The sequence below is a fragment of the Pseudomonas sp. BB438 genome (assembly GCF_057180225.1).
The window spans coordinates 1,005,884-1,020,952 of record NZ_CM170001.1; the positions used below are offsets into that span (position 1 = coordinate 1,005,884).

General features: G+C 61.5%; 14 protein-coding genes. 3 read left to right on the plus strand and 11 right to left on the minus strand.

Translation table 11 applies throughout. From position 1 onward, the window contains the following. Nucleotides 1-15: 15 nt before the first annotated feature. The 7 genes from AC1ZV1_RS04880 to AC1ZV1_RS04910 form a co-directional block, all read right to left on the minus strand. On the minus strand, nucleotides 16-468 hold the full coding sequence (locus tag AC1ZV1_RS04880) for a type IV pilin protein (RefSeq protein WP_484295748.1): 453 nt from the start codon (nucleotides 466-468) through the stop codon (nucleotides 16-18). Then, nucleotides 468-4,442 (minus strand): pilus assembly protein, encoded by a 3,975-nt coding sequence (locus AC1ZV1_RS04885; protein WP_484295749.1) that lies wholly within the window; start codon nucleotides 4,440-4,442, stop codon nucleotides 468-470. Before AC1ZV1_RS04885 ends, AC1ZV1_RS04880 begins: the two co-directional genes overlap by 1 nt. Beyond that, on the minus strand, nucleotides 4,442-5,044 hold the full coding sequence (locus tag AC1ZV1_RS04890; RefSeq protein WP_484295750.1) for a pilus assembly PilX family protein: 603 nt from the start codon (nucleotides 5,042-5,044) through the stop codon (nucleotides 4,442-4,444). Before AC1ZV1_RS04890 ends, AC1ZV1_RS04885 begins: the two co-directional genes overlap by 1 nt. Beyond that, a complete protein-coding gene (locus AC1ZV1_RS04895) occupies nucleotides 5,041-5,856 on the minus strand; it encodes a PilW family protein (RefSeq protein ID WP_484295751.1) in 816 nt (271 codons plus the stop codon). Before AC1ZV1_RS04895 ends, AC1ZV1_RS04890 begins: the two co-directional genes overlap by 4 nt. A 9-nt stretch (nucleotides 5,857-5,865) precedes the next feature. Beyond that, complete coding sequence (gene pilV, locus AC1ZV1_RS04900; RefSeq protein ID WP_484295752.1) at nucleotides 5,866-6,369, minus strand: type IV pilus modification protein PilV; 504 nt, start codon at nucleotides 6,367-6,369, stop codon at nucleotides 5,866-5,868. An 8-nt stretch (nucleotides 6,370-6,377) separates the two neighbouring features. Further along, nucleotides 6,378-6,860 (minus strand): GspH/FimT family pseudopilin, encoded by a 483-nt coding sequence (locus AC1ZV1_RS04905; protein ID WP_484295753.1) that lies wholly within the window; start codon nucleotides 6,858-6,860, stop codon nucleotides 6,378-6,380. Between the two features lie 151 nt (nucleotides 6,861-7,011). Beyond that, nucleotides 7,012-7,524 (minus strand): GspH/FimT family pseudopilin, encoded by a 513-nt coding sequence (locus tag AC1ZV1_RS04910; RefSeq protein ID WP_484295754.1) that lies wholly within the window; start codon nucleotides 7,522-7,524, stop codon nucleotides 7,012-7,014. A gap of 194 nt (nucleotides 7,525-7,718) precedes the next feature. Here AC1ZV1_RS04910 and thiO point away from each other — a divergent pair, with 194 nt between their 5' ends. Further along, the gene (thiO, locus tag AC1ZV1_RS04915; RefSeq protein WP_484295755.1) at nucleotides 7,719-8,828 is read left to right on the plus strand and encodes a glycine oxidase ThiO; all 1,110 of its coding nucleotides are present in this window, start codon (nucleotides 7,719-7,721) and stop codon (nucleotides 8,826-8,828) included. A gap of 13 nt (nucleotides 8,829-8,841) precedes the next feature. Here thiO and AC1ZV1_RS04920 read toward each other — a convergent pair whose 3' ends face one another. The 4 genes from AC1ZV1_RS04920 to AC1ZV1_RS04935 form a co-directional block, all read right to left on the minus strand. Further along, on the minus strand, nucleotides 8,842-10,179 hold the full coding sequence (locus tag AC1ZV1_RS04920) for a sigma-54-dependent transcriptional regulator (protein ID WP_484295756.1): 1,338 nt from the start codon (nucleotides 10,177-10,179) through the stop codon (nucleotides 8,842-8,844). Between the two features lie 15 nt (nucleotides 10,180-10,194). Next, nucleotides 10,195-11,784, minus strand: coding sequence for a sensor histidine kinase (locus AC1ZV1_RS04925; RefSeq protein ID WP_484295757.1), 1,590 nt, complete (start codon nucleotides 11,782-11,784; stop codon nucleotides 10,195-10,197). Beyond that, complete coding sequence (locus AC1ZV1_RS04930) at nucleotides 11,774-12,016, minus strand: PP0621 family protein (protein WP_484297502.1); 243 nt, start codon at nucleotides 12,014-12,016, stop codon at nucleotides 11,774-11,776. Before AC1ZV1_RS04930 ends, AC1ZV1_RS04925 begins: the two co-directional genes overlap by 11 nt. Nucleotides 12,017-12,159: 143 nt before the next feature. Further along, nucleotides 12,160-13,185, minus strand: a complete 1,026-nt coding sequence (locus AC1ZV1_RS04935; protein WP_484295758.1) for an outer membrane protein assembly factor BamD — start codon at nucleotides 13,183-13,185, stop codon at nucleotides 12,160-12,162. 147 nt (nucleotides 13,186-13,332) lie between these two features. Here AC1ZV1_RS04935 and rluD point away from each other — a divergent pair, with 147 nt between their 5' ends. Together rluD and pgeF are read left to right on the plus strand one after the other, a co-directional pair. After that, a complete protein-coding gene (gene rluD / locus AC1ZV1_RS04940; RefSeq protein WP_484295759.1) occupies nucleotides 13,333-14,292 on the plus strand; it encodes a 23S rRNA pseudouridine(1911/1915/1917) synthase RluD in 960 nt (319 codons plus the stop codon). Next, a complete protein-coding gene (gene pgeF / locus AC1ZV1_RS04945; protein WP_484295760.1) occupies nucleotides 14,289-15,014 on the plus strand; it encodes a peptidoglycan editing factor PgeF in 726 nt (241 codons plus the stop codon). Before rluD ends, pgeF begins: the two co-directional genes overlap by 4 nt. Nucleotides 15,015-15,069 lie beyond the last annotated feature (55 nt).

Below are 15,069 nucleotides of genomic sequence, written 5' to 3' on the forward strand. Positions count from 1 at the left end.
TCGGGCTTTCCGTTTTCATTTCCAGCAATCCTCTACGGAAGCTCCAGTGCCTGTCACGCCTTTGGTTCCGGCACCGTTCAATGTGAGATTGCCGCATTTTGTGTCACTTCTCTGTGGCCCGGCGGTAGTTGCCGTCAGCGCGTAACCGCTGTTATCTGCAGCCACAGAGAGCGTGTATTTGCCTGTATCCGAGGTGACGGTGGTGGCGTTGTTGGCGGTTGTGCTGTTGCGCATACCCAGTTTTTCTATGTCGCTTGCGTTGGTCACGTAGCTGTAGTTTTGCGCGAAGTAGCGCTCCTGGCGCGCAGCCGCATCGTTGAGCATAGCCTGCCCTTCGGATCGGTTTGCGCGCAGCACATAGTTCTGGTAGCTGGGGTACGCGATGCTGGTAAGGACCCCAATCAGCGCCACAACTATCATCAGTTCCATCAGGGTGAAGCCATTGCTGGATCTTGGTAGAGCATTCATCAGCGCACCTCCTCGGGAATGACTCGCCAAGTCTGGCGTCCATTGGACGACGGGCCGGAATTGTACATCACGCCTCCGCCCTGGCCAGGGGAAGTGAATATGTCGCCGTTGTTGGTAGTAAAGCCGCCGGCGCCCTGCTTCTTGTAGCCTGAAATGACAGTATTGCTGCTGCCGTAGGTATCCCCATCATTGATGGTCCTGTCGTTATTCAGGTCGAACACGTTGAATGTCGTCCGGCCGCCGGTGTAAGGGTCAAGCCCGTACACCCAGGAGTCGACTCCTTCTTTGCAGGGATCAGCGTTGGGCGTGAGAGTGTTCACCAAGAGCGTCTGGCTGCGCGCTGACATTGGGTTGATCATCATTTCACCGCTCAACGTGCTGGCCCCCGCGATTTTCAGGTCAAGCACCCAGCCCCATTTGTTCACGCTGGAGTCCGTGGTGTCGTTCGCGCCGGTGGTGTACCACTGGACTGCGTTCTGGCTAATGGTGCGAATCCCGTCTACGTTCACGTTGTTGCTGAATGGGTTGCTCGCAGCCTCTTCTGTGATGCTCTGGCTGACCAGGTTGGACCGACCAAGTGCCGGGCTCGGGGCAGAAGTGCTTTGGGCTTTGGTCTTGCGGTCCCAGATGCCATAGATGCTTTGAGCACGGGTCGAGTCGACGTTGCCGTCGGTAGTTTCGAAGTACTTACCAGTACCGAAGATCACCAGGAACCCGAGGGTGCTCGGGTGCCGGACCAGTGATGGAGCAGCCATGATGGTCTGCGACGTTGCGCCACTGCTTCTGCTGTCCAGGGCTGTGTACATCGGCTTGCCGCCGTAGGAGACGGTGAAGTCATTGGAAGTACTCGATGTATCGGTAATGCCATTGGTACCGCCACGTTTGAAGGGGTCCGCGGCGGTGCTGTTGCGGATGCTGGCCGGGAAAAGATCAAAACGCCAGAGGTTGCCTTGTAGATCTCCGGCGTAGGCGTATTCAGATACACCGTCGCCGTTGTTGTCTGCGAGCTTCACGGCAGACAGGCCGTTGGCCTTGGTAGTGTCGCCAGCCACGACCAGTTCTTTGAGCATGTCACCTGTCTGTACATCTAGGATCATTAGCGATGCCTTGTCGGCATCGGTACCGCTCTGGTTGCCATAGCCGTTTCCGGTGACCACCGCCCATTTGCCGTTGTGCAGACGAGCAATGCTCGGTTGCGGGAAGCTGTACCCCATGTTGGCGTACGTGCTACTGGTATCGAAGCTCTTCTCCCAAAGCAAGGTGATGGCGTCCGGATTGGTAATGTCCAGGGCGAACATCGAACGCCCGCCAGCGCGCAGGGTGCCGATCAGTACGGTATGCCAGGCGTCGCCAAAGTAGACGTCCGAAACCACTGGAGAGCCATCTACATAGAATTGGTGAGCGCCCCCCTTGTACTTCTTGGCTGGCAGCTTGTAGAGATTTTCGATTACTGCCGATGGTACGTAAGCGAAAATTTCAGCACCAGTGCGAGCATCGAATCCGTGCAACATGCCATCGTTGGCGCCGACATAAACCATGGGGCGGCGGGCAGGATTGCTGCCGTCGGCGTTATTGGCCGTACGGAAGGTTGCATACTTGCTTGTTCCGTCTGTGGTGGCGCCATCGATAGCGTCGGCCAGATAGGGGAGGAACTTCGGGGTGCCCACGAGAACCGGTGACGAGTTGACGATATCGCCGACTACGGTGGCTCGCTCACGGAATTGGTCAGTTGCGCTGCCTTCATTGCTCTGGTCGCCCCGGATGTACGCCAAGCGTTGGGCGCCCCTGGTGTCAGCGGTAGAGTTTGTGGTGTCGTAGTCGCGGTTGAGTAGCGTCTGCTGGGCGGTACTGAGGTTGCTCCAGGTGAAGTCCTTGAGCTTACTGGTGCCGCTGCTGCTGTACATCTTGATCGTCCGGCCAGATGCTTGCACGCCGCTGAGTGTGGTGGCCAGGTCCCATGCCTGGGTTCTTGCTCCATTGCTATCGATCGTGTACTTGATCAGGTTCCCGGACCAGTCCTCGCTATTGAATTGTGTCTCGTAGACCTCGCGGGTGATGGTGTCGGCGACGACCGATGCTGTCACGCCCGGCGCACTGGCGGAGGTGGTGCGGTTGCTGATGCGATTGATGATGGTGCGGAAGGCCTCGACGATCTTGTCCGGGCTGTCTGCACTGAAAAACTCCCCGCGTGAGTTGATCGCGGTGTGCCAGAGGTCATAAACGTTGTTGCTGCTGTCGGCCCCTGCTGCAGGCCAGGCAGTGCCATTCTTCAGTGCGGTATATCCAGCACCACCATAGGTATCTCCGGTCCAAGGAAGGCCGGGATAGTTCAATGCGCTGGTCAGCCCTAGGCCAATGGTGTAGTTGACCAGATGCTGCCAGTTGGCAGGGTCATTGCGTGGGTCCCAGTATTCGGCAGTTGCGTCGGCAGTATTGGGCGCTACAAGCAAGGGCTTCACATCATTGTCGAGGGAAGTGTTGGCGTCCGTCGCCCAATAGTGAAACGCCAAGTCTGCAAGGGTGCTTTGGGTTACATCGTAGAACGGTGTTTGGCGGGAGTACGACTTGCCGTCAGGCAGTGTGGCAGTTGTCTGGTCTGGTTTGAGCGTAGCGCTGGTGGTGCCGTTGTTACCGTTCCACATGCCGTCAGTCATCATGATCTGGTAGCTCGGGCGGCAGGAGTACGTTGGGCTTTGGACGGTGGTTCCTCGACCTCCGGTCGATGTGAACGGATTGGGATCAAACGCCCAGGCGTCACTGGTCTTGAGGAATTCGCCAGCGCGACTCATCGCCACTCGCAAAGAGGTGCCATCGACGAATGGAACGTTGGTCAGCCAAGTAAAGAAGTTTCCCCGGTGTTGGTCAGAGAACTTGCGGAAGTAATTGGTTCCGCAACCACTGGAGTTCAAGGTGGTGCAGCTGTTCAGTGTCTGCCATGTTAGGCGAATGCTGACAGGCAGGCTGTTGAACGAAAGGTTCGCGGCGCTCAGCGTGGCCAGCGCCCGTGTACGATAGAACGAGTACCAAATGGCGAAATTCTGACGCTCATCGGAGTTGCCGATGCCGGAAGTGGCAGTGACGTTTACTAGGCGATAGCAGTTGTCGTCTGTGGTGGTGGATGTGCACCCGGTTAGGGTCGCGTCGTACAGATAGTAGTAAGCAGGGACACGCGCTTGTGTTCTGTCCGCCGTAGTCACTGTGGTCGTGGTGGTGGTCACGGCAGAAGTGGTGACGGTGACCTTGATTCTGGAGCCGGAGCCCGAGCAGCTGATATTCGAGTAGCTCGTTGTGGTGCTGTAGTCTTGACGGGTCACGGTGCCGTTGGCGTCGGTCGAGCTGTTATTGCTTGTCTGTGTCGACGCATTGATGTTGGTAGGGCAGCGTGATTGGTTGCTGGCGTAGGTTACGTTACTGGTCACTACTGCCGGAGCAATGGAACTGCTCTGTGTGCTCTTAGGGCCGAAGTCCGCGGTTGGGTTCTGCACATACTGGCGCCAGCCGTAGGTCGAATCGGTGGCTGTGAAACTGGTGCTAGGAGCCGTTGCAGGATCGGAGTTGCGCGTGACCCAGTATGAGGTGCTCAGGTCGGTGGTACCGGTACTGGTTTTGAAACCGTTGGAGTATGCGGCAGTGAACGAGGTGGTATAGCCAGGGTTGGCTCTCGTTCCATCGGCGTTCACTTTGGTTGGGACCAGATACGTGACTGCCGGGTTGTAGTACATCGGGTTGAACACAGCAGCTTTGAACCGGCGAGTGGCACCGTTGTCACCCATGCTGTCCGGGGCAAAGGCATAGCGCATACTTCCTGAGTCGTCCAAGGTCAGGATTAGGTTGGGCGCCACGGACTCGGAAAGGATCAGCGGGGACTGGCCGATGTTCAGCAGCGTGGCTTGAGCTTCATGGGCGCCGCCGAAAAAAGCCGAGCACAGTACGAGGCTGGCTGTGGCTTTACGGGGGAACGTGCGGGGATTCATCAGCGATCACCGTTGTCGAAGTATTTTGCGGTAGTCGAGCGTAGATAGGTCGCGTTACCGGTCGCGGTCGTCGCAGCCTTGCTATTGATCTCATAGCGGAACGTGCCAGTTCCCTGGGCCTGCTGAAGGCTTTCCGGGTTTTCATTCTGGGCGGACGCGCCCCCGTTGGGGGCGGGCAGGGCATACCAGCGAACCGGCATCGCTGAATCTGCTTGAGTGCCGTCCTTCGGGTAATAAGGGCGGGACAGGTTGCTGGTGGCGAATAGAACTGAATAGGTTGGTACGTTGTTCCGTAGCGAAAGCAAGCATGGTGCTGGAACAGTATTTGGAGAGGCCGCTGCGCACGAGGCCGTAGGATCCAGCGGCCTGATTGGACTTACCATCCAGGACTCGCCATCGCGTAGCCCGGCTTCAGCTCCGTTGAGCAGTCGTTGCTGTTCTATGTAGTTCGCGGTGATACGTGATTCGAGCGCAGTCTCGCGTGTACTGGAAAGTGCGAATACGGTCACCAGCAAAAGGATGATCAACGCGATGAACAGCGAGGCACCGGACTGCCGGCGCCGAGGGGCCGGTGCGTAGAAGTGGGGCCGGGCGGTGATCATGGCAGAAGGTTCCTGAGGCTGACGGTATTCTGGCTGAACTGATATAGCTGGCTGTTATCTGCATTCTTCAGTGCACTTACTTCGCTAGCGGATGCGCCGCTATAGTCTTTCCAGTTCTGTAAGGCTGTATCGACGGTGCTCGCATAGCGGATGCCGCCTGAGATGCTGCGCGTGAGGGTGATGAAGCGTATCGCCAGGATCGGTTGGTTGTTTGCAGGTGTAACGACAAACTGGGTGACTGCTCGGGGGTTGCTGGTAGTCCCTGTCCCAAACGCAAATCGCACGTCTGCCAGCCCAGTCATTACGCTGACATCTTTGCTTTCACCGCCCGCGGGTTGGCGCGTGCAGACCAGATCGCCCTTATTGCTGTCGAACCAGATGCGCTCGACAAAGTTTTCCGTCGATGCGGTGTAGGGGGCTAGGTAGTCAGCTGCTGTAGTGACCGCATTGCCCTGGCAATCCCGTTCGGTGCTGTCACGAGGTTGGTATCGGATGCAGATGGACGATGCGCTGATCCTCATGACTGTCTGCCCGGCTGCGAAGTTACAGCCGGAGAGGTTTTCTGCCTTGAATGCGTCGTTCATTTCCTGGTCGGGTGCTCGGCGATAACCTGCCTTGGCTAGTTCCTGCTGCAGGAACAGCGTTGAGTAGCGAGAGCCTTCCTGGTTCTCCGATTGGCCCTGCTGAAATGAGTAGCCGCGCTTGTTATCGATGTAGATCTGTGTGACGCCGACGATGAGGAAGCTGCTGATGGCCAGAGCAACCATTAGCTCGATCATGGACAGTCCGCGTTGTAGACGAGAGAGCTTCATGGCGTCTTCCTAGATTTCAGTCCGCAAGCGGTAGTAGCACGTAGTGGCGGAGCTGTTATCCATGCACTCGCCGGGCTTGACCTTCCAGGCCAGCCTGATTTCGACCGCAGATCCTGTCGTCGCACAGCTACCAGCATTAAGCGACCGGCAGACGTAGAAATCACTGGTTAGCAAAGATGAGGCACCGGGTAGTAGCCGACCGGCCTTCTGGCCCCAGCACGCCAGTTGCTCGGAGGCAACGTTCGTCATGGCACTGCACCCTGCCGAGGGTACGGCCGGGAATGCGGTGCCAGTTGCCTTGTAGAAGCCTGAGCTTGCCGGCAAACCGTTCGGGTTGGCCCTTATGAGCTCAATGAGATCGTTGGCTAGGGCGGCAGCCGCGTTCCTTTGAGTTGCATCCTGGGTGTACTGCACGGTACGCCCCTGAAGGGCGACCATCCCAAGTACCCCAATACAGATGAGGAGCAGAGTGATCAGCACTTCAATCATGCTGAAGCCGCACGTCTTGTTCATCAGAGGCCTCATGGAGTGCAAGAGGACAGGGCGTTTCCGTTGTCCTTTCCCTGAGAGTTGACGCGGAGGTAGCCACTGGCGAGCAGTTCCAGCTTGTACCCCTTCGAGGCTGCACCGCCGTAGCAGCTGATGAGGCTGGCGGTCGAGCTGGCTGTGCCGTTGGAATGAAATGTCAGATTGGTCACGGATGCGGACACGGTGACGCCGGAGGCTGGAGTGAACGAGCGCAAAATGTTGCTATCCGAACAGTCCTTGTGGACCGACCACACGCCGGCATTGAGACAAAGTGCCGTGACCTGATTGTTTTGGACAGCCGTGCTGCGAGCGTACTGGACCAAACTGGCCAGCTCGTTGTTGCTCGACTGCAGACGAGAGTTGGTTATCGTAGTCGTGAAGCTGGGCAACGCGATCGCGGCGAAGATGGCGACGAGAGTCACGACAAGCATCAACTCGATAATGGTAAACCCCGCCGAGTCCCTGGGGCGCGACATAGACCAACTCCTCACATTTTCGATGGCGGCAATGCTGCCTAGTCGTGTGGGAAATGTCTTTTTTCTATGGATGACCGTTCGTATTAGGGTGACGTTCGGTCATGCCTTTCCGGGTTCTGTGAACCCCGTCGCGTAGAGCATGAGAAGTCGGTCAGAGCGGGCAGACGTCCCCGGTGGCTCCGGCCTCGGTACGGATGCGCCCGGCCTTGTTGAACACGATGCGATGACTCGTTTGGCCTGCGCCGCAGAGCGTCAGCGTGCCGGAGTGGAAGGCGCCGTTGGGCTGGATCGCGTTGCCGCGCGGGGTGAAGTGGATGAAGCGGCGAGAGGTGTTGTCGGTGCGGATGCTGATGCCGATCAGCGGGCCGTGTACGGCGAGCGGGAGGCGCAGGGAGTCGCGAGTCCCTCGGTTGGTGGGATCGACGAAGACCTCCCAGCCGGAGGCCCAGTCACCGTTGGTGGCGGCGATGCTGATGGGTTGTCCGCTGTGCACGGCGGTTTCCCGGGCGTAACTCAGGGCGTTGCGCAGTTCCTGGGTCGCGGTGCTCGCGCGCTGATTATTCAGCAGTTCACTGAATGAGGGGGCGGCGATTGATAGCGCGATGGCAAGTATCGTGAGGGTGAGCAGCAATTCGACGAGGGTGAAGCCTTGGTCCCTGGGCATGGTTCGCTTCCGGGCAATTGAGGTGCGGGAAGTATTGGTTGCTGAACACGGCATGCCCGCCAGGGAGTTGGACAGACGCTGTAGGAGTGGTCCGATGCCGCACCGACTTCTGTCGTGCTCCGCCGGTGCCCCCTGCCCGGTATAGTGTGCGGCCGGCGTTGGGCCGTTGATTTTCCTGTGATGTGGGGCGTGGTATGCCGGACATGATCGTGGTGGGCGGTGGGGTAGTCGGGATGCTGACTGCCTGGACTCTGGGGCAGGCGGGTGCCGAGGTGGTGCTGCTGGAGAGGGGCGAGACCGGGCGCGAAGCGTCCTGGGCCGGTGGCGGCATCGTCTCGCCGCTCTATCCGTGGCGTTACAGCGCGGCTGTCGCCAACCTGGCCCACTGGTCGCAGGATTTCTATCCCAAACTGGGTGATCGCCTGTTGGCCGATACCGGGCTCGATCCTGAGGTGCATGTCACGGGCCTGTACTGGCTCGATCTCGACGATCAGGCCGAGGCGTTGGCCTGGGCCGAAAAACATGGTCGCCCGCTTTCGGAAGTGGACATCGACGCGGTGCACGAAGCTGTTCCGGTGCTGGGGCAGGGCTTCGAGCGTGCGGTGTATATGTCGGGTGTGGCCAACGTGCGTAACCCGCGCCTGGCCAAGTCGCTGCGCGAGGCGCTGGTACGACTGCCGAATGTGAGTGTGCAGGAGCAGGTCGAGGTGACTGGCTTTCTGCGCGACGGCAATGCCGTGAAGGGTGTGCGTACGGCACAGGGTAACTTCACCGCCGACGCGGTAGTGCTGGCAGCCGGCGCCTGGAGCGGCCAGCTACTGGCGACGCTGGGACTGGAACTGCCGGTGGAGCCGGTGAAGGGGCAGATGATCCTCTACCGTGGCGAGCCGGCGTTTCTTTCCAGCATGGTGCTGGCAAAAGGTCGCTATGCGATTCCGCGGCGTGACGGGCACATCCTGATCGGCAGTACCCTGGAGCACGCTGGGTTCGACAAGACGCCGTCGGATGAGGCTCTGGCCAGCCTGCGTGCTTCGGCAGAAGAGCTGATCCCTGCGCTGGCGGGCAGGGAGCCGGTGAATCACTGGGCGGGATTGCGTCCAGGCTCGCCGCAGGGCATTCCCTTCATCGGCGAGGTGCCCGGCCATCATGGCCTCTGGCTGAACACCGGGCACTACCGCAATGGGCTGGTGCTGGCACCGGCATCCTGCCAGTTGCTGGCAGACCTGATCCAAGCGCGTCTGCCGATCATCGAAGCGACGCCTTACGCGCCGGAAGGGCGCCTGGTCGCGACGCCCATCGTCTGAGAACGGCTGGGGATCAGTCGATCCCCAGTTTTTTCAGACGGTAGCGCATGGAGCGGAAGGTCAGGCCCAGACGCTGCGCCGCTGCGGTGCGGTTCCAGCGGGTTTCTTCCAGGGCTTGCATGATCAGCTTGCGTTCGATGTCCTCAAGGTAGTCCTCGAGGTTGTCGATCTGCGCGAGACTGGCTTCGCCGCTGGAATCTGCGGTGCTGGTATCGGCCAGGCGCAGGTCGTGCGGCTGGATAATGTCGTTCTCGCAGAGTGTGTAGGCGCGCTCCAGCATGTTTTCCAGCTCCCGGACGTTGCCCGGGAAGCGGTAGTTCTTGAGCTTCTCCAGCGCATCGGCACTGACCGAGGCAGCAGCCAGTCCGGTGTCGCCGGCCAGGCGCTTGAGCACACGGTCGGTCAGCAGCGGAATGTCTTCGCGACGTTCGCGCAGTGGCGGAACCCGCAGCTCGATGACATTCAGGCGGTAGTAGAGGTCCTGGCGGAAGCGACCGGCGGCGACTTCGGCGGCGAGGTCCTTGTGGGTCGCACAGAGAACGCGCACGTCCACCGCAACTTCCTGCTGCCCGCCTACGGCGCGCACAGCTTTTTCCTGGATGACGCGGAGCAGCTTGACCTGCATCGGTAGCGGCAGGTCGGCGACCTCATCAAGAAACAGCGTGCCGCCATTGGCCGCCTGGAACAAGCCAAGCTTGTCCTCCACGGCGCCGGTGAAGCTGCCTTTCTTGTGGCCGAAGAACTCGCTTTCCATCAGCTCAGAAGGAATGGCGCCGCAGTTGACTGGCACAAAGGCCTGGACCTCGCGCGGGCCTTGCTCGTGAATCAGCCGGGCTACCAGCTCCTTGCCGCTGCCGGATTCTCCGCTGATGTACACCGGCGCCTGGCTGCGGGCGAGCTTGGCCACCTGGTTGCGCAGGGTGCGCATGGGCGGCGAGTCGCCGAGCAGGCGGCTGTCCACCGGTGCTTCCTCGGCATCGGGGGAGCGCAGGCGCAGGGCGGAGTTCACCAGTTCGCGCAGGCGGGCGAGGTCTACCGGCTTGGTCAGGAAGTCGAAAGCGCCGGCCTTGAGCGCCTGCACTGCGGTGTCCAGGCTGCCGAAGGCGGTGATCATTGCCACCGGCATCTGGGGGTGGCGTTGCTGGATGTACTGCACCAGATCCAGTCCGGTGCCATCGGGCAGGCGCATGTCGGTGAGGCAGAAGTCGAAGGGCTCGCGGGCCAGGAAGTCGCGGGCTTCCTTGACGTTGCGGGCGCTGCGGGTATCCAGCTTCATGCGTCCGAGTGTGATTTCCAGCAACTCGCGGATGTCGGGTTCGTCATCGACGATCAGGGCTTTTTGACGGCTCATGTTCTTTGCGTCTTCTTAGCTTTGTTTGCGCGGGTGAGCGAATGTGATGCGGAAGCAGCTGCCGCCTTCGTCGCGCGTCTTGTAGTCCAGCCGGGCCTGGTTGCTTTCGCAAAGCTCGCGGGAGATATAGAGGCCAAGGCCGGTGCCCTTGCTTTCCGTGGTGAAGAACGGCTCGAACAGCTTCACCCGCTGATCGGTAGCGATACCGGGGCCATCATCGAGCACTTCCAGCACGGGCAGGTCGGTCTCGCTGTCGCGGAACAGTCGCAGCCAGACCTGGCCGGCGCCGTTCTTCTGCGTGCTGTACCGTAACCCATTCTGCACGAGGTTGGTCAGTACCTGAGTCAACTGGTGCGGGTCCATGCGCGTCTGCACCGTGCCCTGGCCGGTTTCCACGTGGATCTGCTGGTCTTCGCGCAGGCTCTCGCGCATTTCGCCGGCGTAGCGGTGCAGCCAGTATTTCAGATCAAGCAACTGCGGCTCCGCCTGGCGGCGGCGCGACAGCTGCAGGACGTTCTCGATGACCAGGTTCATACGCCGCGACTGGTCCTGGATGATCTGCGCCAGGCGTCGGTCGGGCTTGTCGAGCTCTTCGGACTCCAACAGCAGCTGCGCCGCATGGCTGATGGCGCCCAGCGGGTTGCGGATCTCATGGGCGATGCCCGCGGTAAGGCGACCCAGGGCGGCGAGCTTGAGCTGCTGGGCCTGTTGGGTGATCTGTGAGATATCCTCGAGGAACATCAGGATGTGCTGCTCGTTGCCCCGGCGCAGCGGGATGAAGCTCGGCTGTACGGTGGGGCCGGACTCCACGGGTTGCAGGCTGGGTGGGCGCAGGGCGGGATTCTGTTGCCATTGCTGCAGGCTGGAGACCAGGGGGGGGCTGTACTCGGCCAGCGAGTGGCCAGGCAGGTCGTGGCCGCCCAGCAGGGTGGTGGCGCTCTGGTTGGCCAGCAGCACCCGGTGGCGATCGCCCAGGACCAGGATGCCGGTGCGCATGCGCTGGAGGATCAGTGCGTTGAGTTCCTCGAGGTTGGCCACCGTGGTGGCGCGCTGCTCGGCAATGCTTTCGACCATCTGCTGGCGCCGCGCCAGGGCCTGGATCAGCAGGGCTGATGCGAAGCTCAAGGCGCCCAGGCCACCGGCCTGTACGTAGTGGTTCAGGGCCGTGGCCTGGCTCAGGCTCAGGTAGAAGGTCAGGTAGATCAGGCCGATGGCGGCGATGGCGGCGATCAGCAGGCCGATGCGCCCGCGCAGCAGGATGTTGGCGATGGCCACGGCGACCACCATCAGATTGCCGATACCGCTGGGAATGCCGCCGGCGGTATAGAACAGGGCGCTGAGCAGGAGGATGTCCAGCGCTGCCAGGATGAACAGCGGCAGCAACTGGCGCGGCGTGGGCATCAGTACCGCAATCAGGATATTGAGGACCAGGTAGACCCAGCAGCCGACGTGGAACAGCTCGGGGTGGGCCAGTTTGAGGAGTTCGTCGTCGAGGCTGCTGGAGATCAGCAGCACGAGCACCAGCCCGATGGTCAGGCGGTACAGGTGGTACAGGCGCAGGACTCGCAGGCCCTGGCCCGTGAGGGAGATGCCTTCAGCGGCCACGGTCGGCGTGGTCCTGTTCCAGGTGCGCGCGGCTGCAGTACCACTGGCTCTCGTCCTGCAGAGCGTGGCTCTGCGGCACATGGACCCCGCACTGGGCGCAGCGGACCATGGGTGGGGCCTGTTCGTCGGCCTTGGTGTTCTTCGCGGGGCGCGCCGGGCGGGTGGCCCTGCGCCACAGCCACCAGCCAAAGGCGAAGAGGGCGATCCAGAACAGCAGACGGGTCATGGCAATCCCTTGTGCTCAAAGAGCGGCAGTTTATCCAAGCCAGGCGGTGGCGGACAGTGAGCTGGTGTCTGTGCGGCAAAAAGTGCCTATGTCCTTCCAGCATGAAAAAGGGAGGCCGAAGCCTCCCTTTTTCGTCGAACCAGTCGGTATCAGTCGAAGATGCCGAAGGTCATATAGCTGAACCAGGAGCGGTCGCTGTTGCCAGCGTTGCCTTCGGACTCGTGCTGTTCTTCCTGCACGTCGCTCTGGTTTTCCGGCTTGAGCTCGGACGGGATCTGCTGCTCTGCGTCCTCGTACTGCTTGATCACGTCCTTGGATGCCTGGGTTTCCATGTGCGGCGGGGCATCGTTGGACTCGATCAGGCCCAGGGTCGCCTTGGCCAGCCAGGAGCGGTTGTCGGCTTCGTTTTCACGCGGAACGAACTGGCCATCCTTGAGGCTGGGGTTGTCCGGGTAGTTGGCCTTCAGGGTTTCCAGGCTCGAGTCAGCCAGGTCGTTCAGGCCCAGGCGCTGGTAGGCCTCGACCATGATTGCCAGGCCATCGCCGACAGCCGGGGTTTCCTGGAAGTTCTCGACCACATAGCGGCCACGGTTGGCGGCGGCGACGTAGGCCTGGCGCTTGAGGTAATAGTGGCCGACGTGCACTTCATAGGCCGCCAGCAGGTTGCGCAGGTAGATCATGCGCGCCTTGGCGTCCGGGGCGTAGCGGCTGTTCGGGTAGCGGCTGACCAACTGAGCGAACTCGTTGAAGGAGTCGCGGGCGGCGCCCGGGTCACGCTTGGTCATGTCCAGCGGCAGGAAGCGCGCCAGCAGGCCGCGGTCCTGGTCGAAGGAGGCCAGCCCCTTGAGGTAATAGGCGTAGTCGACGTTCGGGTGCTGCGGGTGCAGGCGGATGAAGCGCTCGGCAGCGGCACGAGCGGCTTCGGGCTCCATGTTCTTGTAGTTGGCGTAGATCAGTTCCAACTGGGCCTGCTCGGCGTAGCGGCCGAACGGGTAGCGGGACTCCAGCGCCTTCAGCTTGGCGACGGCGTTGGTGTAGCTCTTGTTGTTGAGGTCTTCCTGTGCCTGCTGGTACAGCTGGCTTTCGCTCAGGTTCTCATCCACCTTCTCGCCCTTGGAGGAGCAGGCGGTAACGAAGGCGAGGGTGGCGATCAGCAGCAGGTGTTTCACTTGCATGGCGGCTTGCGTCCCTGGACGGTCGGCTGTCGCGGCCGCAACCGTCTGTTATGATTGGCGCCCCAGGGATACCCCTGGGACAAAGGCCCCGTATTTAACCACAGCGTGCAGCCGAACCAAAAGGCCGCGCGCCCTTCGTGTCCCGTCATGTCCAATATGATCCAACTCGCGGCAGAAGTGCCGTTCGACCTCGGTGGTCAGCGTCTCGACCAGGTCGCCGCCCAGCTCTTCTCCGACCATTCCCGTTCCCGCCTGGCTGGCTGGATCAAGGACGGCCGTCTCAAGGTCGATGGCGCCGTGTTGCGCCCGCGCGACATCGTCCATGCCGGCTCGCGCCTGGAACTGGACGTCGAGCTGGAGGCCCAGGGTGAATGGGTCGCCCAGGACATCGAGCTGGACATTGTCTATGAAGATGACCACATCCTGGTCATCGACAAGCCGACCGGCCTGGTGGTTCACCCTGCCGCCGGCCACCAGGACGGTACCCTGCTCAATGCGCTGCTGCACCATGTGCCGCACCTGGCCAACGTGCCGCGCGCCGGCATCGTGCACCGCCTGGACAAGGACACCACCGGCCTGATGGTGGTGGCCAAGACCCTGGAAGCGCACACCAACCTAGTAGCCCAGTTGCAGGCGCGTAGCGTCAGCCGCATCTATGAAGCCATCGTCACCGGCGTGATCGTCGCCGGCGGCACCGTCGACGCGCCCATCGGCCGTCACGGCGTCCAGCGGCAGAAGATGGCGGTGATCGAGACCGGCAAAGTCGCGATCAGTCATTACCGTGTGCTGGAGCGCTTCCGGGCGCACACCCACACCCGGGTGAAGCTGGAAACCGGCCGGACCCACCAGATCCGCGTCCACATGACGCATATTGGCCACCCGCTGGTGGGCGACCCTACCTATGGCGGGCGTTTCCGCATTCCGCCGGGTGCCAGCCCGACCCTCGTCGAGTCCCTGCGCGACTTCCCCCGCCAGGCCCTGCACGCGCGCTTCCTGGAGCTGGATCATCCGGCCACCAATGTGCGCATGAAGTGGGAATCGCCACTGCCGGATGACTTCACCTGGCTGCTGAGTCTCCTGCGACAAGACAACGAGTCCTTCGTATGAGCCTCTGGCTGACGCCCGACTGGCCGGCTCCGGCTAACGTCCGCGCCTGCGTGACGACTCGTGCCGGCGGCGTCAGCACGGAGCCTTTCGACAGTTTCAACCTGGGTGACCATGTTGGCGACGAGCCGTCCGCCGTGGTCGAGAATCGTCGTCGCCTGACTGCCGAGCTGGGGTGTCAGCCGGCCTGGCTGAGCCAGGTGCACGGCATCGACGTGGTGGAGGCCGATCCGTCGGTCGTCGCCACTGCCGATGCCAGTTGGAGCGCCACGCACGGCATTGCCTGCACCATCATGACCGCCGACTGCCTGCCGGCGCTGTTCTGCGACCATGCCGGTACCCGCGTGGGTGCAGCCCACGCCGGATGGCGGGGATTGGCCGGTGGCGTGCTGGAAGCGACGGTGGATGCCATGGGCATCGCCCCGGCGGAGCTGCTGGTCTGGCTCGGCCCGTCCATCGGCCCGCAGGCCTTCGAGGTCGGGCCGGAGGTGCGTGAAGCCTTCCTGGCGAACCATGCCGAAGCCGACCGCGCCTTCGTGCCGAGCAGCAACGCTGGCAAGTTCATGGCCGACATCTATGAGCTGGCGCGTATCCGTCTAGTGGCAAAGGGTGTGACTGCCGTCTACGGTGGGGATTTCTGCACCTTCACCGACACCGAGCGCTTCTATTCCTACCGCCGCAGCGCCCGCACTGGCCGCCTGGCCAGTCTGGTCTGGCTGGCCTGACCGTCTGTTTGTAGGGACGAGCTTGCTCGCTTCTACGGGTTCAACTCCGTTTCGG